Raw genomic sequence first — 23878 nt, 5'->3', positions numbered from 1 at the left:
ATAGGCTGCCAGCCCGATCACCACCAGCAGGCTGAGCGTCATCACTCGCCCGCCACCTGGCGCAGCGATTGCGCCGGGGTGTCGCCCAGGTTGTTGAGCATGCGCTCGCTGTACCAGTCGAGGAAGTTGATCACACCGAACTCGTAGGTCTTGGAGTACGGGCCGGGCTGGTAGGCGGTGGAGTTGATGCCGCGCTGGTTTTCTTCGGCCAGGCGGCGGTCCTGGTCGTTGGTGGCGTCCCACACCTGGCGCAAGCGGGCGACGTCGTAGTCGACGCCTTCGACCGCGTCTTTATGCACCAGCCATTTGGTGGTGACCATGGTTTCCTGCGCGCTGATCGGCCACACGGTGAAGACGATCATGTGGTCGCCCATGCAGTGGTTCCACGAATGCGGCAGGTGCAGGATGCGCATGGAGCCCAGATCCGGGTCGGTGATGCGGCCCATCAGTTTCTTGCAGCCCTGTTTGCCATCCATGGTCATGGATACGGTGCCCTTGAGCAGGGGCATGCGCACGATGCGGTTGCGCAGACCGAAGCTGGCGTGGGCGTAGGGGATCTTGTCCTTGTCCCAGCGGGTGGTGCATTCGGCCACCTGATCCTTGAACGCCTGGCTGGCGCGTGGGTCGGTGACGTCATCCCATTCCAGCAGGGTGTTGAGCAGTTCCGGGTGCGAGCCATTGCAGTGGTAGCACTCGCGGTTGTTCTCTAGTACCAGCTTCCAGTTGGCCTTTTCCATCAGGGTGGTCTGCACGGCCACCTTGGCGTTCTCCATGTCGTAGGGTTCCATGTAATGCGCCAGGGTGGCGAGGAACTCGTCGATGGCTGGCGGGTTTTCCGCCAGGGAGATGAAGATGTAGCCGCCAGCGGTCTTGCACTGCACCGGTTTCAGGCTGTAGTCCTTGAGGTCGAAGTCAGCGCCCATTTCGGTGCCGGCGAACAGCAGGCGGCCATCCAGCTCGTAGGTCCACTGGTGGTATGGGCACACGAGCTTGGCGACCTTGCCCTTGTCCGATACGCACAGACGCGAGCCACGGTGACGGCAGACGTTGTGGAAGGCATGGATCTGTCCTTCAGCGCCGCGGATGACCAGGATCGGGTTGTCGCCGATCTGCAGGGTCAGGAAGTTGCCCTTGGCCGGGATTTCGCAGGTCATACCGGCGATTAGCCATTCCTTGTGGAAGATCTCCTGCATGTCGACCTGGAACAGGCGTTCGTCGCTGTAGAACGGCTGCGGCAGGGAGAAACTGTGGTCGCGCTCGTTCAGCATCTGTGCGGTGGCCTTGCGGACGGGCTCCAGCGGGTCGCCCAGGCTCAGGTTTTGGGTGCAGTCCATGGTGGCTCCTCATTGGCGGGCGCTTTGCGCCTGCCGGAAATAGTGGCTGATACGGTGTGTGCCGCAAGGTCTCGATCAATCGCTGCTGCCTGCGATGGGCGTGCATGCTGGTGAGGCGGAGTGTGGAGCCGGCAACAGGTAAAACCTTATCCATGGGCGACATGGCCGGATTTGTTTCCGACGCGCCAGGCCCCGTGCTATCGGCCAGGTCGCGATAAGCATGCGGATGTCGCTGGCAGATAAATGACGGCCGGCGGCCTTTCGCACAATCCGCCGCATATGGGCCGATATCCGGTCGCGTGGAGAGCCGTTCATGAGCACCAACGCCTTCCTCAATCCAGTTACGACGCAGACCTGGACCAACGGCCGCCATCTGGTGCGTTGCGTCAAGGTGATCCAGGAAACCTGGGACGTACGCACCTTCTGTTTCATGGCTGATCAGCCAGTGCTGTTCTTCTTCAAGCCGGGGCAGTTCGTCACCCTCGAACTGGAGATCGACGGCCAGCCGATCATGCGTTCCTACACCATCTCCAGCTCGCCTTCGGTGCCTTACAGTTTCTCCATCACCATCAAGCGGGTGCCGGGCGGCAAGGTGTCGAATTGGCTGCACGACAACCTCAAGGAAGGCGACGAAGTGCCGGTGCATGGGCCGGTGGGCCTGTTCAACGCTATCGATTTTCCCACCGAAAGGGTGCTGTTTCTTTCCGGCGGTGTCGGCATCACCCCGGTGATGTCGATGGCGCGCTGGTTCTACGACACCAACGCCAATGTCGACATGGTCTTCGTGCACAGCGCCCGTTCGCCGAAGGACATCATCTATCAGCGCGAGCTGGAGCACATGGCGGCGCGCATCAACAACTTCAGCCTGCACGTTATCTGCGAGAAGCACGGCCTGGGCGAATCCTGGGCCGGTTATCGCGGTTATCTGAACAAGCCGATGCTGGAACTGATCGCCCCGGATTACCTCGAGCGCGAGATCTTCTGCTGCGGTCCGACGCCCTACATGAGTGCCATCAAGCACCTGCTGCAAGGCAACGGCTACGATATGAGCCGTTATCACGAAGAAGCCTTCGGCCCGACACCGCCGGAGATTCGCGCCGAGGTCAAGGAGTTGGCGGCCGAAGCCGCCGACGCGCCGGATGTGCCACTTGCGGATCTGCACCAGGTGGAGTTCGTCAGCACCGGCAAGAGCATCCGCGTTGCTCCCGGCGAGACCGTTCACGCCGCCGCCGCCAAGCTCGGCCTGCACATTCCCAAGGCCTGTGGCATGGGCATTTGCGGCACCTGCAAGGTGATGAAGACGGCAGGCGAAGTGGAGATGGAGCACAACGGCGGCATCACCGACGAGGATGTGGCCGAGGGCTACATCCTGTCGTGTTGCAGCGTGCCGAAAGGGGATGTGGCGATCGACTATTGATCGTCACGTTGGCTCGCAGGGCGCTGTTGCGCGTAGCGCACCCTGCGGGGCTGTAGTCCAGATGAAATCCGGGGCTATTGGTCCATTTTCCCGGATTGCATCTGGGCTACTACGGTCGCGGCTGAAGCCCCTCCCGCAGGGGCCGTCATGGCGTCGCTCAGGCGCTCATCACTTCACGGATATCGGCGGCCAGCTGGCGCACGCGGGCTTCGTCGGTATCCCAGCTGCACATGAAGCGCGCGCCACCGGCGCCGATGAAGGTGTAGAAACGCCAGCCGCGGGCGGTGAGAGCGGCGATGGCCGGCTCCGACAGTTGCAGGAACACGCCGTTGGCTTCCACGGGGAACATCAGGCTGACGCCGGGTACATCTGTCACCAGTTCGGCGAGCAACTGCGCGCAGCGGTTGGCATGGTTGGCGTATTTCAGCCAGGCATCGTCCTGCAGGATGCCGACCCAGGGGGCCGACAGGTAGCGCATCTTCGAGGCCAACTGGCCGGCCTGCTTGCAGCGGTAGTCGAAGTCTTCGGCCAGATCCTTGTTGAAGAAGACAATGGCTTCACCCACCGCCATGCCGTTCTTGGTGCCACCGAAGCACAACACATCGACGCCAGCCTTCCAGGTCAGCTCCGCCGGGCTGCAGCCAAGGAAGGCGCAGGCATTGGAGAAGCGCGCGCCGTCCATGTGCAGGTTGAGATTCAGCTCCTTGCAGATCTGGCTGATGGCGCGGACTTCTTCCGGGCGGTACACGGTGCCGACTTCGGTGGCCTGGGTGAGGGTGACCACGCGCGGCTTCGGGTAGTGGATGTCCTGGCGCTTGAGGGCGATCTCGCGGATCGCTTGCGGCGTCAGCTTGCCGTTGTCGGTGTTGGCCAGCAGCAGCTTGGAGCCGTTGGAGAAGAACTCCGGCGCGCCGCATTCGTCGGTCTCGACGTGAGCGGTTTCCGAGCAGATCACGCTGTGATAGCTCTGGCACAACGAAGCCAGGGCCAGGGAGTTGGCGGCGGTGCCGTTGAAGGCAAAGAACACTTCGCAGTCGGTCTCGAACAGGCGGCGGAAGTGGTCGGCGGCGCGCGCGGTCCATTCGTCATCGCCATAGGCGCGCTGGTGGCCCTGGTTGGCCTCGGCCATGGCGGCCCAGGCTTCGGGACAGATGCCGGAGTAGTTGTCGCTGGCGAATTGCTGGGCATTGTCGGGCATTGGCGCGTTCCTTCTGAAAAAACCTGCCGGCGGGTCTGCCGACAAAGCGCTCACTTTACCCTGAGGATGTCTGTCAGGCGTCCGTCGCGGCGACGAGTTGTTGCGCTGAAGCGTACTGCTGAGTCGGTTCGTGGCCCACCGTTCGGCTCGGAGATGGAACTTGAGGCTTGCTGCAGGGTTCACACCTACCAGAGGGCGGCAGTCGATCCGCCCTCCGCAATCAAGAGAAGGAGTTTCCTATGACTTATCGTCACCTGCTCGCCCTTGCCCTGCCGCTGGCCGTGGCGCTGCCCGTTTCCGCCGCCGAGTGGTCGGATAACGCCAAGACCGAGTTCGTTCAGCAGTGCATCGCTGGCGCACCGGCAGGCTACGAGGAGCCACAGCTGCGAGCTTATTGCGACTGCGCTGCGACCAAGGTCAGTCAGGAATTCAGCGAAGCTGAATTGCAGGCCATTAGCCGCCAATCTCCACCCGACCCTGCCATGCAGCAGCGCCTGGTGAATGCGTCCAGCAGCTGCAGTGGCAAGCTCAAGCCATGATGCTTTGTTGAGCAAATAGCGCGCGCTGGCGCCGGAGCCCCGCAGGCTCTGGCCTGGCGCTGAGTGTCCACAGGCAGTGCACAGCGGCGCCCACAGTATTTGTGCACAAGCCTGATCTATCTCCTTGATCCTGTTCGTTTTTTATCCGCTTTCCGGCAGGCCGCGGCAGCGCTGGCCGCGAGCGCTGGTCGAACAGCCTATGCACAGTTTCATCCACATCTTCTGTGCATATCCCCAGTCGTTCCCCCTCTCTCGCCTCTGTCGCTGGTGGATAAGCCAGCCCATCTGCCTGGGCGTACGGATAGCGAACAGCGCTCCAGAACTCAGCGCGTACAGGGCCTGCAGGCATCTGCTGACAGCTTTTCCACAGGCTAGTCCACGCTTTCTGTGCATGCTCTGCGTTGTTAACTGCTTGATATCGATCAGGAAATGACCTTTGCCCGGAAACCCTTGCGGGTGCTGAGGCTACGCGTGCTATGCACGGTTTATCCACAGCTTGATCCCCGTTATCTGTGCGCAAAACAACGAACTGATCCCGACGCGCCTGATTGCGACAAGGGCATGTCGCAAACGAATGCTCTCGCGGCGTTGGCAGGCATTTGAGGGGGCAGGGGCGGCCCTACCATCGCTGCACAGGGCCTTGCCGGCCCGCCCGTCCACGACCGCCGCCCACAGGCGCCGCAGGAGAGTCGAGATGTTCAGCAAGCAGGATCAGATTCAGGGTTACGACGACGAGTTGCTCGCGGCGATCGATCAGGAAGAACGCCGTCAGGAAGAGCACATCGAGCTGATCGCCTCGGAAAACTACTGCAGCCAGCGTGTGATGGAAGCGCAGGGCAGCGGCCTGACCAACAAGTACGCCGAAGGTTATCCGGGCAAGCGCTATTACGGTGGCTGCGAGTACGTCGACAAGGTCGAGCAGCTCGCCATCGACCGCGCCAAGGCGCTGTTCGGCGCCGACTACGCCAACGTCCAGCCGCACTCCGGTTCCTCGGCCAACAGCGCCGTCTACCTGGCGTTGCTCAACGCTGGCGACACCATCCTTGGCATGAGCCTGGCCCACGGCGGCCACCTGACCCACGGCGCCAAGGTGTCGTCCTCGGGCAAGCTATACAACGCCGTGCAATACGGCCTGGATACCGCCACCGGGTTGATCGATTACGACGAGGTCGAGCGCCTGGCCGTCGAGCACAAGCCGAAGATCATCGTCGCTGGCTTCTCCGCCTACTCCAAGACCCTGGATTTCCCGCGTTTTCGCGCCATCGCCGACAAGGTCGGGGCGCTGCTGTTCGTCGACATGGCCCACGTTGCCGGTCTGGTCGCCGCCGGTCTGTACCCGAACCCGATTCCCTTCGCCGACGTGGTCACCACCACCACGCACAAGACCCTGCGCGGTCCGCGTGGCGGCCTGATCCTGGCGCGCAAGAACGAAGAGATCGAGAAGAAACTCAACTCTGCGGTGTTCCCGGGCGCCCAGGGGGGGCCGCTGATGCACGTCATCGCGGCCAAGGCGGTGTGCTTCAAGGAAGCCATGGAGCCCGAGTTCAAGGCCTACCAGCAGCAGGTCATCGACAACGCCCAGGCCATGGCGCGGGTGTTCATCGAGCGCGGCTACGAGGTGGTCTCCGGCGGCACCGACAACCACCTGTTCCTGCTCAGCCTGATCAAACAGGGCCTGACCGGCAAGGAGGCCGACGCCGCCCTCGGCCGTGCCGGCATCACCGTGAACAAGAACGCCGTGCCCAACGATCCGCAATCGCCCTTCGTCACCTCGGGCATCCGCATCGGTACGCCGGCGGTCACCACCCGTGGCTTCAAGGTCGCCCAGTGCGAGGCGCTGGCCGGTTGGATCTGCGACATCCTCGATCACCTCGGCGATGCTGACGTCGAGGCGCAGGTGGCCAAACTGGTGGCCGGGCTGTGCGCGGATTACCCGGTTTATCGCTAAAGCCTTCTGCGCTGGCTCCTACAGGTCAGGCGTTCGAGAACAGATTCAAGGAGCATCTTCATGCAACGTTATTCCGGCTTCGGCCTGTTCAAGCACTCGTTCAGCCACCATGAGAACTGGCAGCGCATGTGGCGCAACCCGACGCCGAAGCCGGTGTACGACGTGGTCATCGTCGGCGGTGGCGGCCACGGCCTGGCCACGGCCTATTACCTGGCCAAGGAATTCGGCGTGAAGAACGTCGCCGTGGTCGAGAAGGGCTGGCTCGGTGGCGGCAACACCGCGCGCAACACCACCATCGTGCGTTCCAACTACCTGTGGGACGAGTCCGCGCAGCTCTACGAGCACGCCATGAAGCTGTGGGAAGGTCTGTCGCAGGACATCAACTACAACGTCATGTTCTCCCAGCGTGGCGTCTACAACCTCTGCCACACCCTGCAGGACATGCGCGACGCCGAGCGCCGTGTCAGCGCCAACCGCCTCAACGGCGTGGATGGCGAGTTGCTGGATGCCAAGCAGGTGGCCGAGGAAATTCCCTACCTCGACTGCAGCAAGAACACCCGTTACCCGGTGATGGGCTCCACCGTGCAGCGTCGCGGTGGTGTCGCCCGTCACGATGCCGTGGCCTGGGGCTACGCGCGTGCCGCCGATGCCCTGGGCGTCGACCTGATCCAGAACACCGAGGTGATCGGTTTCCGCAAGCAGAACGGTGCGGTGGTCGGTGTCGAGACCAACAAGGGCTTCATTGGTGCCAAGCGCGTCGGTGTGGTCACTGCCGGTAATTCCGGGCATATGGCGGGGCTCGCCGGCTTCCGCCTGCCGCTGGAATCGCACCCGCTGCAGGCGCTGGTATCCGAGCCGATCAAGCCAATCATCGACAGCGTGATCATGTCCAACGCCGTGCACGGCTACATCAGTCAGTCGGACAAGGGCGACCTGGTCATCGGTGCCGGCATCGACGGTTACAACGGCTACGGCCAGCGCGGCTCCTACGGCACCATCGAACACACCCTGCAGGCCATCGTCGAGATGTTCCCGGTGCTCTCGCGGGTGCGCATGAATCGCCAGTGGGGCGGCATCGTCGATACCAGCCCCGACGCCTGCCCGATCATTTCCAAGACCCCGGTGGACAACCTGTTCTTCAACTGCGGTTGGGGTACTGGTGGCTTCAAGGCCACGCCGGGTTCGGGTCACGTGTTCGCCGCCAGCCTGGCCAAGGGTGAAATGCACCCACTGGCCAAGCCGTTCTCCATCGACCGTTTTCACACCGGCGCACTGATCGACGAGCACGGCGCCGCTGCCGTGGCTCACTAAAAGCGCGCGTAGCGCAAAGCTGATGACCCTCTCCCGCTTGCGGGAGAGGGTGCCCGAAGGGCGGGAGAGGGTGCTGAGTTCGGCACTGCAGCTCCCAGTAACTGACTCGGGGGATGGCGTGCATAGAGCAGCCCTCTCCCCCAGCCCCTCTCCCGCAAGCGGGAGAGGGGAGTAAAGCAAGCGGAGGCTCCACCATGCTGCACATCTTCTGCCCCTACTGTGGCGAACTGCGCTCCGAAGAGGAATTCCACGCCAAGGGCCAGGCGCATATCGCGCGCCCGCTCGATCCCGATGCCTGCACGGATGCAGAGTGGGGCGAGTACATGTTCTTCCGCGACAACCCGCGCGGCATCCACCACGAGCTGTGGGTGCACGCGGCCGGTTGCCGCAAGTATTTCAACGTCACCCGCCACACCGTGACCTACGAGATCCTCGAGACCTACAAGGTCGGCGAGAAGCCTTCGGTCACCGCAGCCGGGGCCACCGACAAGCAAGCCGTGGCAGAAGGAGTAACGGCATGAGCCAGGTCAATCGTCTTGCCAAGGGCGGTCGCATCGACCGCAGCCAGGCTCTGAGCTTCACCTTCAACGGCCAGACCTACCAGGGCTACGCCGGCGACAGCCTGGCCGCCGCGCTGTTGGCCAATGGCGTGGACATCGTCGGGCGCAGCTTCAAGTATTCGCGTCCGCGCGGCATCGTCGCAGCCGGTAGCGAAGAGCCCAATGCCGTGCTGCAGATCGGTTCCACCGAGGCGGCGCAGATCCCCAACGTGCGCGCCACCCAGCAGGCGTTGTACAACGGTCTGGTGGCCAGCAGCACCAACGGCTGGCCGAGCGTCAATACCGACCTGATGGGCATTCTCGGCAAGGTCGGTGGCGGCATGATGCCGCCCGGGTTCTACTACAAGACCTTCATGTATCCGCAGAACCTGTGGATGACTTACGAGAAGTACATTCGCAAGGCTGCCGGTCTGGGCCGCTCGCCCACCGAGGTCGATCCGGACATCTACGACCAGCTCAACCAGCACTGCGACGTGCTCATCGTCGGCGCCGGCCCTGCCGGTCTGGCTGCCGCGCTGGCGGCTGGCCGTAGCGGTGCGCGGGTGATCCTCGCCGATGAACAGGAAGAGTTCGGCGGCAGCCTGCTCGACACCCGCGAGACCCTCGACGGCAAGCCCGCCGCCGAATGGGTCGCGCAAGCCGTAGCCGAGCTACAGAGCCTGCCGGAAGTGACCCTGCTGTCGCGGGCCACGGTCAACGGCTATCACGACCACAACTTCCTCACCATCCACCAGCGCCTGACCGATCACCTCGGTGAAACGGCGCCCATGGGCCAGGCCCGTCAGCGCATGCACCGCGTTCGTGCCAAGCGCGTGGTGCTGGCCAGTGGTGCCCATGAGCGGCCGCTGGTGTACGCCAACAACGATGTGCCCGGCAACATGCTGGCTGGCGCCGTGTCGACCTACGTACGCCGTTATGGTGTGGCGCCTGGGCAGGAACTGGTGTTGTCGACCAACAACGATTACGCCTACCGCGTGGTGCTCGACTGGCTCGATGCCGGGCGCAAGGTGGTGGCTGTCGCCGATGCACGCAGCAACCCGCGCGGCAGCTGGGTCGAGGAAGCGCGTGCGCGTGGTGTGCGCATCCTCACTGGCAGCGCAGTGGTCGAGGCACGCGGCAGCAAGCGCGTGACCGGTGCCCGTATCTGCGCCATCGACGCCAAGGCGCACAAGGTCACCAGCCCCGGCGAAGTGCTCGACTGCGACCTGATCGTCAGCTCCGGCGGCTACAGCCCGGTGGTGCACCTGGCGTCGCACCTGGGCGGTCGTCCCGAGTGGCGTGAAGACATCCTCGGTTTCGTGCCGGGGCCGGGCAACGGCATTCAGCAGCGCATCGACGCCGGTGCGGTGAACGGGGTGTTCGCCCTCGGTGACGTGCTTGCCAACGGCTTCGAAGCGGGCGCCAAGGCGGCTGCCGATACCGGTTACAAGGCCCTCAGCGGCAGCCTGCCGCAGGCCGAGGTGCGTCAGGAAGAGGCGATGCTGGCGCTGTTCCAGGTGCCGCATGACAAGTCCACCGCGCGCGCGCCCAAGCAGTTCGTCGACCTGCAGAACGACGTCACCGCCGCCGGCATCGAGCTGGCAACGCGCGAAGGCTTCGAGTCGGTCGAGCACGTCAAACGCTACACTGCACTGGGCTTCGGCACCGACCAGGGCAAGCTGGGCAACATCAACGGCCTGGCCATCGCCGCGTGCTCCATGGGCATCAGCATCGTGCAGATGGGCACCACCATGTTCCGCCCGAACTACACCCCGGTGACCTTCGGTGCCGTGGCCGGTCGCCACTGCGGCGAGCTGTTCGATGCCAAGCGCTACACCGCGATGCAGGCCTGGCACGTGAAGAGCGGCGCCGAGTTCGAGGACGTCGGCCAGTGGAAGCGCCCCTGGTACTTCCCGAAAAATGGCGAGGATCTGCACGCCGCCGTGGCCCGTGAATGCCTGGCCGTGCGCAACAGTGTGGGCATCCTCGATGCCTCCACGCTGGGCAAGATCGACATTCAGGGACCAGATGCGCGCGAGTTCCTCAACCGCGTCTACACCAACGCCTGGACCAAGCTGGACGTGGGCAAGGCGCGCTACGGCCTGATGTGCAAGGAAGACGGCATGGTCTTCGACGACGGCGTCACTGCCTGCCTGGCCGACAACCATTTCGTCATGACCACCACCACCGGTGGCGCGGCGCGGGTGATGGAATGGCTGGAAATCTATCACCAGACCGAATGGCCGGAGCTGAAGGTCTACTTCACCTCGGTCACCGACCACTGGGCGACCATGACCCTGTCCGGCCCCAACAGCCGCAAGCTGCTGGCCAAGGTCACCGACATCGACCTGGACAAGGATGCCTTCCCGTTCATGAGCTGGAAGGAAGGCCTGGTTGGCGGCGTGCCGGCGCGGGTGTTCCGCATCTCCTTCACCGGTGAGCTGAGCTATGAAGTGAACGTGCAGGCCAACTACGCCTTGGGCGTCTGGGAGCAGATCATCGAGGCGGGCAAGGAATTCGACCTGACCCCCTACGGCACCGAGACCATGCACGTGCTGCGCGCCGAGAAGGGCTTCGTCATCGTCGGTCAGGACACCGACGCCTCGGTGACCCCGGACGATCTGAACATGGGCTGGTGCGTCGGCCGCACCAAACCTTTCTCCTGGATCGGCAAGCGCGGCATGAACCGTGACGACTGCCTGCGCGAAGACCGCAAGCAGCTGGTCGGGCTGAAACCGGTCGATCCGAATCAGGTGCTGCCGGAAGGTGCGCAACTGGTGTTCGACCCGAAACAGTCGATCCCGATGCAGATGGTCGGCCACGTCACGTCCAGCTACATGAGCGCGGCCATGGGTTACAGCTTCGCCATGGCGGTGGTCAAGGGCGGCCTCAAGCGCATGGGCGAGCGCGTGTTCGCGCCGCTGGCCGATGGCAGCGTGATCGAAGCCGAAATCTGCAGCTCCGTGTTCTATGACCCGAAAGGGGATCGCCAGAATGTCTAACGTCAATGTCTACCCCCAACGTCCCGCCGACATCGCCGGGCAATCGCCACTGCACCATGCCGGACTGCACGAGCTGGTCGGCAAGGGGCGCAAGAATGCGGGCATCACCCTGCGTGAGAAGAAGCTGCTTGGGCATCTGGTGATCCGTGGTGACGCCAAGGACACCGCCTTCTGCGGTGGCGTGCACAAGGCTTTGGGCCTGGAGCTGCCGGTGGCGCTGACTCTGGTCGCCGACGGCGACACCTCGCTGCAGTGGCTGGGCCCGGACGAGTGGCTGCTGATCGTGCCCGGCGGCACCGAGTTCGAGGTCGAGCGCCGCTTACGTGAGGCGTTGGCTGACCAGCATATCTCGGTGGTCAACGTCAGCGGCGGGCAGACCCTGCTGGAATTGTCCGGGCCGAAGGTGCGCGAGCTGCTGATGAAGTCCAGCAGCTATGACGTGCACCCGAGCAATTTCCCGGTGGGCAAGGCGGTGGGCAGCGTATTCGCCAAGTCGCAACTGGTGATTCGCCACACCGGCGAAGACACCTGGGAGCTGGTGATCCGCCGCAGCTTCGCCGACTACTTCTGGCTGTGGCTGCAGGATGCCAGCGCCGAGTATGGGTTGGCGGTCGAGGCCTGATATCGAACGGCTCCCTCTGGGGAGAGGGGAAGGGCAGACCGCGTTGGCTCGGATAGCCCTCTCCCCCGGCCCTCTCCCATGAATGGGAGAGGGGTGAACAGCAACGGAGTTTGTCTCGGAGTTTGTTATGAGCCGCACCCCCGACACCTGGATTCTCACCGCCCATTGCCCGAGCGTACTCGGCACCGTGGATGCGGTGACGCGCTTTCTCTTCGAGCAGCGCTGCTACGTCACTGAGCACCACAGCTTCGATGATCGCCTGTCGTCGCGCTTCTTCATCCGCGTCGAGTTTCGCCAGCCTGAGGGTTTCGACGAAGCCGCCTTCCGCGCCGGTGTGGCCGAGCGTCTGGCGCCCTTCGGCATGCAGGTAGAGCTGACTCCGCCAGGCTACCGCGCCAAGGTGGTGCTGATGGTGTCCAAGGCCGACCACTGCCTCAACGATCTGCTCTATCGCCAGCGCATCGGTCAGTTGGCCATGGACGTAGTGGCGGTGGTTTCCAACCATCCCGACCTGGAACCGCTGGCGCGCTGGCATGACATTCCCTATCACCATTTTCCGCTCGACCCGGCCGACAAGCCGGCGCAGGAGCGCAAGGTAATGAAGGTGATCGAGGACACCGGCGCGGAGCTGGTGGTGCTCGCCCGCTACATGCAGGTGCTGTCGCCCGAGCTGTGTCGCAAGCTGGACGGCTGGGCAATCAACATCCACCACTCGCTGCTGCCGGGCTTCAAGGGCGCCAAGCCGTATCACCAGGCCTACCAGAAGGGCGTCAAGCTGGTCGGCGCCACGGCGCATTACATCAACAACGACCTCGATGAGGGGCCGATCATCGCCCAGGGCGTGGAGGCGGTAGATCACGCCCACTACCCCGAAGACCTGATCGCCAAGGGCCGCGACATCGAGTGCCTGACCCTGGCCCGCGCGGTCGGTTACCACATCGACCGCCGCGTGTTCCTCAACGCCAACCGAACGGTGGTGCTCAACGCCTGAACGCATCGCCAACCCGAATATTTGGTGGGCTAAAGCCCACCCTACGGTAACTACGGTAACGGTGTCATTTGTAGGGTGGGCTTTAGCCCACCAGTCGCAACGAAGAACGTTATTGATGGGCCACAGCGGATCGCCGCTCGGCCCACTCTACGGAACCCGCCCTGCCAGGCTCTACCGGCGGTTTCCGGCAACAGACGCAACAAGCTCCAGTGCAAGGCCGCGCGGCCAGTCGGTCGCGTCTTGTGTCCCCAACAAGAAAGGAGAGTTACGCATGTCTGGTAATCGTGGTGTGGTTTATCTCGGTACGGGCAAGGTCGAAGTGCAGAAGATCGACTACCCGAAAATGCAGGACCCGCGCGGCAAGAAGATCGAGCACGGGGTCATCCTCAAAGTCGTTTCCACCAATATCTGCGGCTCTGACCAGCACATGGTGCGTGGCCGTACCACCGCTCAGGTTGGCCTGGTGCTGGGCCACGAGATCACCGGCGAGGTGATCGAGAAGGGCCGCGACGTCGAGCGTTTGCAGATCGGCGACCTAGTTTCCGTGCCGTTCAACGTCGCCTGCGGCCGTTGCCGCTCCTGCAAGGAGCAGCACACCGGCGTGTGCCTGACCGTCAACCCGGCGCGTGCCGGCGGCGCCTACGGCTACGTCGACATGGGCGACTGGACCGGTGGCCAGGCCGAGTACGTGCTGGTGCCTTACGCCGACTTCAACCTGCTCAAGCTGCCGGATCGCGACAAGGCCATGGAGAAGATCCGCGACCTGACCTGCCTGTCCGATATCCTGCCCACCGGCTACCACGGCGCGGTCACCGCCGGTGTTGGGCCGGGCAGTACGGTGTATATCGCCGGTGCCGGCCCCGTCGGTTTGGCCGCTGCTGCCTCGGCACGCCTGCTGGGTGCTGCGGTGGTGATCGTCGGTGATGTCAACCCAACGCGCCTGGCCCATGCCAAGGCACAGGGGTTCGAAATAGCCGACCTGTCCAAGGACACCCCATTGCACGAACAGATCGCCGATCTGCTGGGCGAGCCGGAAGTGGATTGCGCGGTCGATGCCGTGGGTTTCGAGGCGCGTGGCCACGGCCATGCCGGTGCCCAGCAGGAGGCGCCGGCCACGGTGCTCAACTCGCTGATGGGGGTCGTGCGCGTAGCCGGCAAGATTGGCATTCCCGGCCTCTACGTGACCGAGGATCCGGGCGCGGTGGATGCCGCGGCGAAGATCGGTAGCCTGAGCATTCGCTTCGGCCTCGGCTGGGCCAAGTCGCACAGCTTCCACACCGGCCAGACGCCGGTTATGAAGTACAACCGCGCGCTGATGCAGGCGATCATGTGGGATCGCATCAACATCGCCGAAGTGGTCGGTGTACAGGTGATCAGCCTGGACGATGCGCCGCGTGGCTACGGCGAGTTCGATGCTGGCGTGCCGAAGAAATTCGTCATCGACCCGCACAAGAGCTTCAGTGCGGCGTGATGCCGAGTTGTGTGGCCCGGTGCTGTTGCGGGCCACGAATTGCGTTGGCGGCGCGCTGCGCGCACCGCAGGTAGGTTAACGCCAGGCGCATTGGTCTGCGCCTTCTTCTTCGGGAGCCTTCGGGCTCCCTTTATTCTGCCCCGGTGTCAGTCGGCCTCACTGCGCAGCTGTTCGATGCGCTTGTCCTTGGCCAGCCACAGGTCCGATACCCAGTCCTGCATCTGCAGGCGGAAATCCGGATCGTTCTCGTAGTCGCCCTGGTACAGCGCCGGATCGAGTTCGAGGGTCTGGATATCCATGATCACCTTCGGCACCCGGCCGCTGAGCAAGGCCCAGAAGCCAGGAACCTGCTTGCCGGGATAGACCAGCGTCACGTCCAGTACGGCATCGATCTGCTCGCCGAGGGCGGCGAGGACGAACGCCACGCCGCCGGCCTTGGGCTTGAGCAGGTAGCGGTAGGGCGACTGCTGCTGGGCCTGCTTGGCCGGGGTGAAGCGGGTGCCTTCCAGGTAATTGACCACGGTGACCGGCAGGCGCTTGAACTTCTCGCAGGCGGCCTTGGTGATCTCCAGGTCCTTGCCCTTCATATGTGGGTTCTTCTGCAGAAAGGCCTTGGAGTAGCGCTTCATGAAGGGGTAATCGAGCGCCCAGAAGGCCAGGCCGAGAAAGGGCACCCAGATCAGTTGCTGCTTGAGGAAGAACTTGAAGTAGGGCGTCCTGCGGTTGAATGCCTGCACCAGCGCCGGAATGTCGACCCAGGACTGGTGATTGCTGATTACCAGATAGGAGCGATCGCTGCGCAGCTCGGCATTGCCGCGAATGTCCCAGTGCGTTGGGGTGAGCAGGGCGAAGATGCGTTTGCAGTTCTCCGCCCAGAATTCGGCCACCCACATCACCCCGCGCGAACAGGCGTCGCGGGCGTTTTGACCGGGCAAGACGAGTTTGGCGAGGGCGATCAGCAGCAGCGGGCCGATCAGCAGCAGGGTGTTGCTCAGCAGCAGGACTATATTGAGTAGGCCGGTCAGCAGGGGACGCATATCAACTCCTTGGCGGGCGCGAAGGGGTCATCATAAGCACCTGAAGAATTTGTCTCAAAATTGCGACTGATGGCCTATGGCCATTTCGTGCGAAAGCCTTGATGCTGATCAGTGTGGAATGCAAGGGGATTGTCCGACAATGCTGGGGTGTTGTGTGCGGACTTTCCCGCCAACCTGCTCGGGATTATTTCGATGTTGAAACGCATTGCGGTAGCCGATCTGCGCATCGGCATGTACGTCCAGGAGTTTTGCGGATCATGGATGGATCATCCGTTCTGGAAGTCGAAATTTCTCCTCAACTCGCCGCAGGATCTGCAGCGTATTCAGACCAGCAGCATCGGTGAGCTGTGGATCGATGTCAGCAAGGGCCTGGATGTCGAGGCCGGTGCCCGTGCCAGCAGCGAGGCCGAAGCCCAGCAGGAGGTGGAGGCAAGGCTGATGGCTGCGGCAGAGCGTCGGCGCAGTCCGCCGGTGGTCGCCATGGATGTCGAGCTGGATCGGGCCGCCAAGATTTGCGCCCGCTCCAAGCAGGCGATTATCAGCATGTTCAGCGATGCACGCATGGGCAAGGCGCTGGATTTCGGTCAGGTCGAGTCGCTGGTGGAGGACATCTCCGACTCGATACTGCGCCACCCTAGCGCTCTGATCAGTCTGGCGCGGCTCAAGCATGCCGACGAATACACCTATATGCATTCGGTGGCAGTCTGCGCGTTGATGATCGCTCTGGCCCGGCAGCTTGGCCTGGGAGACGGCGCGGTACGCGAGGCCGGCGTGGCCGGACTGCTGCATGACGTGGGCAAGATGGCAATCGATCAACAGGTGCTGAACAAGCCCGGCAAGCTCAGCGATGCGGAGTTCTCCGCGGTGCGCCGCCATCCCGAAGCCGGCGGCGAGATCCTCCTGGCCGGCAAGCAGGTCAGTGCACTGGTGCTGGATGTCTGCCTGCATCACCACGAAAAGATCGATGGCAGCGGCTACCCGCACGGCCTGCAGGGCGAGCAGATCAGCCTGTTCGCCAGGATGGGCGCGGTCTGCGACGTCTACGACGCCATCACCTCCAATCGCCCCTACAAGCCGGGCTGGGACCCGGCCGAGTCGATCCGCAAGATGGCCGAGTGGAAGGGGCACTTCGATGAGGGCGTGTTCCAGGCCTTCGTCAAGACGGTCGGCATCTATCCGGTTGGCGCGCTGGTGCGTCTGGAAAGTGGTCGTCTGGCGGTGGTGCTGGAGCAGAATGCCAAGTCGCTGCTAGTGCCCAAGGTCAAGGCGTTCTTCCTGGTCAAATCGAAAGTGCAGATTCCGCCAGTGGTGATCGATCTGAGCAAACCGACCGCTCAGGATCGCATCGTCGGGCGCGAGTCGGCGGCAGCCTGGGGCTTCGAGAACCTGGACGAACTCTGGAGCGGCATGCCTCAGCAGCGAGTCCGCCAGTAATGCTTTGTTATTCTTGATGGGGAACACGGCAGGGCTGGGGCAGTCGGATAACGGGACTTTCCCTGCACAGGAGTGCCGACCTTGAAATACGCCCTGTTTCTGCTGGCCGCAGCAGTCAGCCTGCCGACCATGGCCAACCAGCAACCCGATCTTTACGGCCGCTACGAACTGATCAAGCTTCCCGCTCTCGGCCAGACCCTCAAGGCCAAGATGGACACCGGCGCCATGACCGCCTCGCTGTCGGCCAAGGATATCGAGCCGTTCAAACGCGGTGGTGAAGACTGGGTACGTTTTCGCCTGGCTGTCGAGGGCGCCGAAGACACCGTTTACGAGCATCCCCTGGTGCGCATCGCCGAGATCAAGAAGCGCGCTGAAGAGAGCGACGCCGCTGCTCAGGAAGTCGCCTACTCGCAACGTCCGGTAATCGAGATGCCGATCTGTCTGGGCGAAGAAGAGCGCACCATCGAGGTCAACCTGACCGACCGCAGCACCTTCAGCTATCCGCTGCTGATCGGTGCCAGCGCCATGCGCGATCTTGGTGCGGCGGTGGATCCGGCCGAGCGCTACACCCGCGATCGTCCCCAATGCTGAGTTAATTGTCGCATTTCGGAAAAGGCTGATAGTCATTGGCCATTACACTCGTCGAGAGTGCCCTGTAACGACTTCCTTGCCCCAAGGGGCGTCGGGCCTGCTTTTTGCTATATGCAATTCTTTGCCAGGCCTGTAGGCCCTTTAGGTCGTTGAGGTGTCGCTATGACGGGAGTACTCAAGCCGGGTGTACGGCTGCTGCAGCGTTTCAGTTTTGCCCACAAGTTTCAGCTGGTGTTTCTGTTGTTCGCGCTTCCGCTCGGTTACGCGCTGTGGGTCATCAGCAGTGACTACCTGTCGCGCCTGCAGTCCGTCGACTTCGAGGTGGAAGGCGCGCAAGCGCTGGAGCGCATGGCGCAGGTGCAGCATGAGCTGATCGCCCAGCGCACCCTGCTGGCGCGCTGGAAAGGCACCGAGAATGCCGCGCAAGGCCTGCTGCAGCAGCGCGAGGCCAAGCTCGACGAGGCCTTGCAACAGGCCGCCGAGCCACTGCAGAGCGACCTGATCAGCGATCAGGCGCGCCAGCATTTCCAGGCCCTGCAGGGCGAACGTGATGGTCTGCGAGCTGCAGGGCTGACCAAGGTTGCACTGCCCGACGCGCTGGAGCGCTACCAGAAGGCGCTGTTGTCGCTGATCGCCCTGCGCGAGCAGGTGGCGACCGACAGCACCCTGATTCTCGATCCGCGCCTCGACACCTACCTGATGATGGAGCAGATCACCTACATCATGCCGCGCCTGCTCGAGCAGCTCGGCACCTTCGCTGCTCAGGGCCATGGCGCCGTGGTCTCGCAACATTTCACCCTGCAGAGCCGGGTGTTGATCCGTGACCTGCGCCGCAGCCTCGATGAGCAGCGCGCACAGCTGATCAAGGCACAAACCACCCTGTCACGCGAAGCACCGCAGGCCATGCGCCAACTGAGTGCGCCCTTCGATGCCTCGCTCAAGGCGTTCGACGATTTCCTCGTGCAGATCGACCGCGACATGTTCGAAGCCAGCCCCATGGCGCTCACGCCCGAGCAGTTCGTGCAGCGTGTCGAAACGCTGGAGACCCAGCTGCAGGGCCTGCAGCAAGCGCTCTATCAGCAGTTCACCGCCAGCCTTGGTTACTACCGGCAGCAGGCGCTGCACGCGATGATCGAAGTGATCGGCGCCTTCATCGCGCTGACCCTGCTGGCGATGTACGTGTTGATATGCCTGAACGCCTCGATCCGCATCAGCACCAGCAACATCATCGAGGCCGCACGCGGTTTGCGTGACGGCGACCTGCGCGTGCGCATGGAGGTCAATGGTCGTGACGACCTGGCCGCCATCGCCCAGGCGCTGAACACTGCGGTCGAGCAGATGCGCGACTCGCTGCAAGGGGTCAACCGCGAAAGTCGGCAGTTGGAGAGCACGGTGCAACTGCTCGGTGGCCAGGCGCGCGATGCCCTGGACGCTGTCGAGCAGCAGCAGGCGCAGATGAGCCAGATCGCCACCGCGGCGACACAGATGGCCGCCACCGCACAGAGCGTGGCGCAAAGCTGCGAGCAGGCGGCGATGGAGGCGCAGCAGACCCGCGAGGTGGCGCTCGGCAGCAACCAGCGCAGCGAGCGTACCAGCGCCAGCATGCGCCATCTCAGCAGCCGTCTCGGCGACAGCGCTGCGGCGTTGCAGCAACTGCGTGATCAGACCCAGCAGATCAACCGCGTGGTCGAGGTAATCAAGGGCATTGCCGAGCAGACCAACCTGCTGGCACTCAACGCGGCCATCGAGGCGGCGCGCGCGGGTGAGGCCGGCCGCGGTTTCGCCGTGGTCGCCGATGAAGTGCGTTCGCTGTCCAAGCGCACCCAGGACTCGACCCAGGAAATCGCCCAGACCGTGGACAACCTGCAGCGCGTGGTCGGCCAGTCGGTCACCCTGATGGAAGAGGCCTGCAGCCAGGCCGATGGCGATATCGGCAGCGTGCTGGCCATGGGCGACGAACTGCAGAACATCGTCGACTCGGTGCAGCGCGTCAGCGACCGCCTGGCGCAGATCGCCACCGCCGCCGAGCAGCAGGCGGCCACCGCCGATGAAGTCAGTGGCAATATCCAGCAGGTCGATCAGGCCGCCGGACAACTGCTCGATGGCGCCCAGGCCGTGAGCCGCGCCGCCGAGCAACTGCGCAGAGGCAGCGAAGGGCTGGCGCAGAATACTGGACGATTCAGCCTCGAGTGAGGCTGACCGCAGCGGCCAACTCTGCTAAAAACGGATAACAACAAAAGGAGCCGCCAGCATGAAAACCGCCGCAGAAGTTCTTCGCAGTAAAGCCCATGCCTACGTTTACAGCGTCGATCGTGAGGATTCGCTGCTCGACGGTTTGCGTGTGCTGGCCGAAAAGGGTGTCGGGGCGCTGGTGGTGCTTTCCGGCGGGCGCCTGGTCGGCATCGTCAGCGAGCGTGACTACGTGCGCAAGGTGGCGCTGGCCGAGCGCTCGCTGCTCAACACCAAGATCAGTGAAATCATGACCAGCAACGTGATCAGCGTCGGCCCGCGTGACAGCGTGCAGTACTGCATGGAGCTGATGACCGAGCGTCGCCTGCGTCACCTGCCGGTGCTGGCCGAAGGCGAACTGATCGGCCTGCTGTCCATCGGTGACCTGGTCAAGGAAACCATCGCCGAACAGGCCGACCTTATCCGTCAGTTGGAGCAATACATCCGCGGCGAGATTCCCTGAACGGGTAGCCCGGATGCAATCCGCGAAGTCGTGCCGTTCATTCCCCGGACTCCATCCGGGCTCCGGGCGAGCGGCTAACCTTGTGAGAGGCGCTTTCGACTCTGGCATCCTGCTTCGTTCTACCTCCTGCATCCATGCAGTCGCAGCGGCGATTGTCGCGTAGGGCGGGTGTGACCCACCAACCCCGCCCGCCCTACGCTATCGCCCGCTTGACGCCCGCCCCAGCCCCCGGCAGTCTGCCGCCGTCGCCCCACAGGTGCAGGACGCCCGATGCCGCAGATACTCATAGTCGAAGACGAAGCCGCGATTGCCGATACGCTGGTCTATGCCCTGCAAGCCGAAGGTTTCGTCACGCACTGGTCGAGCCTGGGCGGCGAGGCCCTGACACTGCTGGAAAACGGCACCTTCGACCTGGTCATTCTCGATGTCGGCCTGCCCGATATCAGCGGCTTCGAAGTGTGCAAGCGCCTGCGGCGTTTTTCCGAGGTGCCAGTGATCTTCCTCACCGCGCGCAGCGAGGAAATCGACCGCGTGGTGGGCCTGGAGATCGGCGCCGACGACTACGTGGTCAAGCCTTTCAGCCCGCGCGAGGTGGCGGCCCGGGTCAAGGCCATCCTCAAGCGCGTGGCGCCACGTGAGATGCCGTCAGCCAGCGCGCCGGGCATCTTTCAGATCGACGATGCCGCCTTTCGCATTCACTACCACGGCCAGGCCCTGAGCCTGACCCGCCACGAATTTCGCCTGCTGCGCACGCTGCTCGGCCAACCGCGCCGGGTCTACTCGCGCGAGCAGTTGCTCGATGCACTCGGTGTCGCCAGCGAGGCCGGCTACGAGCGCAACATCGACAGCCATATCAAGAGCCTGCGCGCCAAGCTGCGGGCCATCGCCCCAAGCGAAGAGCCGATCCAGACCCATCGGGGCCTGGGCTACAGTTTCGAACCGGAGGCCTGAGTCATGCCACTTGGCGTGCGCATCTTCCTCGTCTACTTCCTCTTCGTCGGCCTGGCCGGCTGGTTCGTGCTGAGCACGGTGATGGACGAGATTCGCCCCGGCGTACGCCAGAGCACCGAGGAAACCCTGGTCGACACCGCCAACCTGCTCGCCGAGATTCTGCGCGATGAGGTCAAGGCCGGCACCCTCGGCCAGGGCCGTCTGCACGAGGCGCTAGAAGCTTATGGCCGGCGTAAGCCGCAGGCCAGCATCTGGGGGCTGACCAAGGCCGAGGTCAACCACCGCATCTACGTCACCGACGACAAGGGCATCGTTCTGCTCGACTCCACCGGCCTGGCGGTCGGCCAGGACTATTCGCGCTGGAACGATGTACTGCTGACCCTGCGCGGCCAGTACGGCGCCCGCTCGACCCGCGAGGACCCGGAAGACCCCGACTCCTCGGTGATGTACGTCGCCGCACCCATCAGAGATGGCCAGCAGATCATCGGTGTGGTGTCGGTGGCCAAACCCAACCGCACCCTGCAGCCCTATATCGAACGCTCACAAACGCGCCTTGGCTGGCTCGGTGCCGGGTTGATCGCCCTCGGCCTGTTGATCGGCGCGGCGCTGTCCTGGTGGCTCAGCGCTGCGCTGGGCAAGCTGACCCGCTATGCCCAGGCGGTCAGCGAGGGCCAGCGCGCCGAGGCACCCAATGTGCGCGGCGGTGAATTGCGGCAATTGGCCGTGGCAGTTGAACGCATGCGCACCGAGCTCGAGGGAAAAGCCTACGTCGAGCGTTACGTGCACACCCTGACCCACGAGCTGAAAAGCCCGCTGGCGGCCATCCGTGGCGCCGCCGAACTGCTCGACGGCGACATGCCGGCCGAGCAGCGCCAGCGTTTCGTGGCCAATATCCAGCAGGAAAGCGCGCGCCTGCAGAACCTCATCGAACGCCTGCTGCACCTGGCTCAGGTGGAGCAACGTCAGGGCCTGGAAGAGCGCGTGGCCGTGCCGCTGGCGGCGCTGGTAGACGAACTGCTGCAAGCGCAGCAGGCACGCATCACCGCCGCCAATCTGCAGATCGAACAGGCACTGCCTACTGGCATCGAGCTGCGCGGCGAGCGCTTCCTGCTACGTCAGGCACTGGCCAATCTGCTGGACAATGCCCTCGACTTCACCCCGCCCGGCGGGCTTATCCGTATCGCCGCCGAACGTCAGGGCGAGCGCATCGTGCTGCGTCTGTTCAACCAGGGCGAGGCCATTCCCGACTACGCGCTGGCTCGGCTGACCGAGCGCTTCTACTCCCTGCCGCGCCCCAACGGCGGCCGCAAGAGCACCGGGCTGGGCCTGAACTTCGTACAGGAAGTGGTCGACTTGCATGGTGGCGAGTTGCAGATCGGTAATGTCGAAGGGGGCGTGGAAGTACGCCTGACGTTACCCGTCTAGATTGCGCTGCGCATACCTGTAGGAGCGGCTTCAGCCGCGAAGCGCATCGAGCTGGGCAGGATGGGTAGAGCACCGCGAAACCATCATATGTAAGCTCCCGGGTTTCACTGTGCTCTACCCAGGCATGTTGGACAAGCTTCGCGTTGTCCACCCTACGCCACTATGTCTTCCTTAGCACTCAGAACAGGCCGGATATACGAAGGTAACCGCGCTGACGACAGGTGCAGAAGAGAAGCTTTGCTCACTGCTTGTGGGGAGAGTCCGCATACACTTGTTAGGCTACACAGCTATAGCTGATTGTTAGTTTTTTTGTATTCCAATTCAACGCCATCTTCTGAATCATTGTGCCAATGAATAAACGTGGGTGGCGTTTGCTGCGTTTGGAAAAAATGCAGTGCGTGCTCAATCACATCAACAGGGTAGGCCCAAGATGCGGGGTACTCGTCGTGCTGGCCATTATCAAGCCTATATTCAATAGTTGATTCTGCCGTCCCTTCGTACTTAATGTTACGTGAGCTAAAGCCCGCGTCCCCGTTATACCTTAGGTACATCAACCATCCCCGCTCACCATTGATAAGTGCGCACATGGACTGGCCATCTTGGATTTCGATCCACACTTCCCGGGACGGTGATTTTTCCATTATGAATGCCTAACGTTTGGTTAAGGGGCGGGCTTTAGCCCGTCCCAGTGAGCGCAGCGAACGATTTGAGCCAGTGGTTAGGCTGTATGGATTACACATTTTTATTTAAACTTTAATGAGTTAAAAAAAATTTCAGCAACGTCGCGCCTGAAAGCGGGAATGCTGGTTTCTTTGCCAAAGCTTGAAAATGATAGCGATACTATTTCAGATGCTGTGTTCGGGACTGGGCATTCAATCATTCTTTGATTCATAAAGGTGGGTGGGACATTATTTCTTTCTTTACGTGGGTATTTTGTTATCCACTCTATTGAGATGCAGTCGGTGTCAAGGTGACTTATTCTTTTGTAACTATATCTTATTAATAGTTCACTTTTGGCTTCGTTGTATGAAAATCTAGATAGGCGTTTTCCAGCGTTTTCTAAAATATATTCGACTCTATCTTTTGCGGGGTCTATTGTGATTGCGCGCGCTGTTAGAAATGAAGCGTAGAATGGAGGTTCAGGTAACTGATTGCTGAATTGCACGCTATTTTCTTTTAGTTCATATAAATCCCAGCCTAAAACGTTTGGAGCTGTAACGCTAGCATAGCTGGAAATGTCAAAAGATTGACTTGCCTGCGCTGATAATACAGATGTTGCTGCTAATGAAAGTAGTATGACTCTTAGATATTTCATGTTTCCTCGATATGCCTAACGTTTGGTTTAGGGGGCGGGCTTTAGCCCGCCCCAGTGAGCG

General features: G+C 62.7%; 20 protein-coding genes. 15 read left to right on the top strand and 5 right to left on the bottom strand.

Annotated features, from left to right (window positions below):
• Positions 1-41: 41 nt before the first annotated feature.
• Complete coding sequence (gene gbcA, locus BLR77_RS17020; RefSeq protein WP_074679904.1) at positions 42-1334, bottom strand: glycine-betaine demethylase subunit GbcA; 1293 nt, start codon at positions 1332-1334, stop codon at positions 42-44.
• A gap of 313 nt (positions 1335-1647) precedes the next feature.
• On the opposite strand from gbcA, the gene gbcB reads away from it, so the two are divergent.
• Positions 1648-2751, top strand: coding sequence for a glycine-betaine demethylase subunit GbcB (gene gbcB / locus BLR77_RS17010; RefSeq protein WP_074679901.1), 1104 nt, complete (start codon positions 1648-1650; stop codon positions 2749-2751).
• Between the two features lie 157 nt (positions 2752-2908).
• Here gbcB and BLR77_RS17005 read toward each other — a convergent pair whose 3' ends face one another.
• Positions 2909-3949, bottom strand: coding sequence for a threonine aldolase family protein (locus tag BLR77_RS17005; RefSeq protein WP_074679898.1), 1041 nt, complete (start codon positions 3947-3949; stop codon positions 2909-2911).
• A gap of 239 nt (positions 3950-4188) precedes the next feature.
• Here BLR77_RS17005 and BLR77_RS17000 point away from each other — a divergent pair, with 239 nt between their 5' ends.
• The 8 genes from BLR77_RS17000 to fdhA all read left to right on the top strand — a co-directional run bounded on the left by BLR77_RS17000 (position 4189) and on the right by fdhA (position 14372).
• A complete protein-coding gene (locus tag BLR77_RS17000) occupies positions 4189-4488 on the top strand; it encodes a hypothetical protein (protein WP_074679895.1) in 300 nt (99 codons plus the stop codon).
• A 694-nt stretch (positions 4489-5182) separates the two neighbouring features.
• Entirely contained in the window at positions 5183-6436 is a 1254-nt protein-coding gene (gene glyA / locus BLR77_RS16995) for a serine hydroxymethyltransferase (protein ID WP_074679892.1), read from the top strand.
• A gap of 60 nt (positions 6437-6496) precedes the next feature.
• Positions 6497-7747 (top strand): sarcosine oxidase subunit beta family protein, encoded by a 1251-nt coding sequence (locus tag BLR77_RS16990; RefSeq protein ID WP_074679889.1) that lies wholly within the window; start codon positions 6497-6499, stop codon positions 7745-7747.
• Positions 7748-7941: 194 nt separating this feature from the next.
• On the top strand, positions 7942-8268 hold the full coding sequence (locus BLR77_RS16985) for a sarcosine oxidase subunit delta (protein ID WP_072424933.1): 327 nt from the start codon (positions 7942-7944) through the stop codon (positions 8266-8268).
• The gene (locus BLR77_RS16980) at positions 8265-11288 is read left to right on the top strand and encodes a sarcosine oxidase subunit alpha (protein WP_074679886.1); all 3024 of its coding nucleotides are present in this window, start codon (positions 8265-8267) and stop codon (positions 11286-11288) included. Before BLR77_RS16985 ends, BLR77_RS16980 begins: the two co-directional genes overlap by 4 nt.
• The gene (locus BLR77_RS16975) at positions 11281-11910 is read left to right on the top strand and encodes a sarcosine oxidase subunit gamma (protein WP_074679883.1); all 630 of its coding nucleotides are present in this window, start codon (positions 11281-11283) and stop codon (positions 11908-11910) included. Before BLR77_RS16980 ends, BLR77_RS16975 begins: the two co-directional genes overlap by 8 nt.
• 127 nt (positions 11911-12037) lie before the next feature.
• The gene (purU, locus tag BLR77_RS16970; protein WP_074679880.1) at positions 12038-12901 is read left to right on the top strand and encodes a formyltetrahydrofolate deformylase; all 864 of its coding nucleotides are present in this window, start codon (positions 12038-12040) and stop codon (positions 12899-12901) included.
• A 271-nt stretch (positions 12902-13172) separates the two neighbouring features.
• Complete coding sequence (gene fdhA / locus BLR77_RS16965) at positions 13173-14372, top strand: formaldehyde dehydrogenase, glutathione-independent (protein WP_074679877.1); 1200 nt, start codon at positions 13173-13175, stop codon at positions 14370-14372.
• 146 nt (positions 14373-14518) lie between these two features.
• On the opposite strand, the gene BLR77_RS16960 is transcribed toward fdhA, so the two are convergent.
• Positions 14519-15409 (bottom strand): acyltransferase, encoded by an 891-nt coding sequence (locus BLR77_RS16960; protein ID WP_074679875.1) that lies wholly within the window; start codon positions 15407-15409, stop codon positions 14519-14521.
• Between the two features lie 192 nt (positions 15410-15601).
• On the opposite strand from BLR77_RS16960, the gene BLR77_RS16955 reads away from it, so the two are divergent.
• The 6 genes from BLR77_RS16955 to creC all read left to right on the top strand — a co-directional run bounded on the left by BLR77_RS16955 (position 15602) and on the right by creC (position 22502).
• Positions 15602-16843, top strand: a complete 1242-nt coding sequence (locus BLR77_RS16955) for an HD-GYP domain-containing protein (protein ID WP_074679872.1) — start codon at positions 15602-15604, stop codon at positions 16841-16843.
• 81 nt (positions 16844-16924) lie between these two features.
• Positions 16925-17434 (top strand): retropepsin-like aspartic peptidase RloA2, encoded by a 510-nt coding sequence (gene rloA2, locus BLR77_RS16950; protein WP_074679869.1) that lies wholly within the window; start codon positions 16925-16927, stop codon positions 17432-17434.
• A gap of 162 nt (positions 17435-17596) precedes the next feature.
• On the top strand, positions 17597-19627 hold the full coding sequence (locus tag BLR77_RS16945) for a methyl-accepting chemotaxis protein (RefSeq protein WP_074679866.1): 2031 nt from the start codon (positions 17597-17599) through the stop codon (positions 19625-19627).
• Positions 19628-19685: 58 nt separating this feature from the next.
• Positions 19686-20126 (top strand): CBS domain-containing protein, encoded by a 441-nt coding sequence (locus BLR77_RS16940; RefSeq protein ID WP_074679863.1) that lies wholly within the window; start codon positions 19686-19688, stop codon positions 20124-20126.
• A gap of 270 nt (positions 20127-20396) precedes the next feature.
• Entirely contained in the window at positions 20397-21077 is a 681-nt protein-coding gene (gene creB, locus BLR77_RS16935) for a two-component system response regulator CreB (protein WP_074679860.1), read from the top strand.
• Between the two features lie 3 nt (positions 21078-21080).
• Positions 21081-22502, top strand: a complete 1422-nt coding sequence (gene creC, locus BLR77_RS16930; protein WP_074679857.1) for a two-component system sensor histidine kinase CreC — start codon at positions 21081-21083, stop codon at positions 22500-22502.
• 287 nt (positions 22503-22789) lie between these two features.
• Here creC and BLR77_RS16925 read toward each other — a convergent pair whose 3' ends face one another.
• Entirely contained in the window at positions 22790-23143 is a 354-nt protein-coding gene (locus tag BLR77_RS16925; RefSeq protein ID WP_074679854.1) for an Imm1 family immunity protein, read from the bottom strand.
• Positions 23144-23244: 101 nt separating this feature from the next.
• On the bottom strand, positions 23245-23817 hold the full coding sequence (locus BLR77_RS25165; RefSeq protein ID WP_139203018.1) for a hypothetical protein: 573 nt from the start codon (positions 23815-23817) through the stop codon (positions 23245-23247).
• Positions 23818-23878 lie beyond the last annotated feature (61 nt).

Origin of the sequence: Ectopseudomonas alcaliphila, from assembly GCF_900101755.1 — a bacterium.
GTDB classification, from domain to species: domain Bacteria; phylum Pseudomonadota; class Gammaproteobacteria; order Pseudomonadales; family Pseudomonadaceae; genus Aquipseudomonas; species Aquipseudomonas alcaliphila.
Note: the sequence above shows the minus strand (reverse complement) of the source record. Positions and strands in the feature narration are given on the sequence as shown.

What these genes read in the sequence shown, in the direction of transcription:
- gbcA (WP_074679904.1), bottom strand. Translation starts at nt 1,334, where the DNA reads ATGGACTGCACCCAAAACCTGAGCCTGGGCGACCCGCTGGAGCCCGTC.
- gbcB (WP_074679901.1), top strand. Translation starts at nt 1,648, where the DNA reads ATGAGCACCAACGCCTTCCTCAATCCAGTTACGACGCAGACCTGGACC.
- BLR77_RS17005 (WP_074679898.1), bottom strand. Translation starts at nt 3,949, where the DNA reads ATGCCCGACAATGCCCAGCAATTCGCCAGCGACAACTACTCCGGCATC.
- BLR77_RS17000 (WP_074679895.1), top strand. Translation starts at nt 4,189, where the DNA reads ATGACTTATCGTCACCTGCTCGCCCTTGCCCTGCCGCTGGCCGTGGCG.
- glyA (WP_074679892.1), top strand. Translation starts at nt 5,183, where the DNA reads ATGTTCAGCAAGCAGGATCAGATTCAGGGTTACGACGACGAGTTGCTC.
- BLR77_RS16990 (WP_074679889.1), top strand. Translation starts at nt 6,497, where the DNA reads ATGCAACGTTATTCCGGCTTCGGCCTGTTCAAGCACTCGTTCAGCCAC.
- BLR77_RS16985 (WP_072424933.1), top strand. Translation starts at nt 7,942, where the DNA reads ATGCTGCACATCTTCTGCCCCTACTGTGGCGAACTGCGCTCCGAAGAG.
- BLR77_RS16980 (WP_074679886.1), top strand. Translation starts at nt 8,265, where the DNA reads ATGAGCCAGGTCAATCGTCTTGCCAAGGGCGGTCGCATCGACCGCAGC.
- BLR77_RS16975 (WP_074679883.1), top strand. Translation starts at nt 11,281, where the DNA reads ATGTCTAACGTCAATGTCTACCCCCAACGTCCCGCCGACATCGCCGGG.
- purU (WP_074679880.1), top strand. Translation starts at nt 12,038, where the DNA reads ATGAGCCGCACCCCCGACACCTGGATTCTCACCGCCCATTGCCCGAGC.
- fdhA (WP_074679877.1), top strand. Translation starts at nt 13,173, where the DNA reads ATGTCTGGTAATCGTGGTGTGGTTTATCTCGGTACGGGCAAGGTCGAA.
- BLR77_RS16960 (WP_074679875.1), bottom strand. Translation starts at nt 15,409, where the DNA reads ATGCGTCCCCTGCTGACCGGCCTACTCAATATAGTCCTGCTGCTGAGC.
- BLR77_RS16955 (WP_074679872.1), top strand. Translation starts at nt 15,602, where the DNA reads ATGTTGAAACGCATTGCGGTAGCCGATCTGCGCATCGGCATGTACGTC.
- BLR77_RS16945 (WP_074679866.1), top strand. Translation starts at nt 17,597, where the DNA reads ATGACGGGAGTACTCAAGCCGGGTGTACGGCTGCTGCAGCGTTTCAGT.
- BLR77_RS16940 (WP_074679863.1), top strand. Translation starts at nt 19,686, where the DNA reads ATGAAAACCGCCGCAGAAGTTCTTCGCAGTAAAGCCCATGCCTACGTT.
- creB (WP_074679860.1), top strand. Translation starts at nt 20,397, where the DNA reads ATGCCGCAGATACTCATAGTCGAAGACGAAGCCGCGATTGCCGATACG.
- creC (WP_074679857.1), top strand. Translation starts at nt 21,081, where the DNA reads ATGCCACTTGGCGTGCGCATCTTCCTCGTCTACTTCCTCTTCGTCGGC.
- BLR77_RS16925 (WP_074679854.1), bottom strand. Translation starts at nt 23,143, where the DNA reads ATGGAAAAATCACCGTCCCGGGAAGTGTGGATCGAAATCCAAGATGGC.
- BLR77_RS25165 (WP_139203018.1), bottom strand. Translation starts at nt 23,817, where the DNA reads ATGAAATATCTAAGAGTCATACTACTTTCATTAGCAGCAACATCTGTA.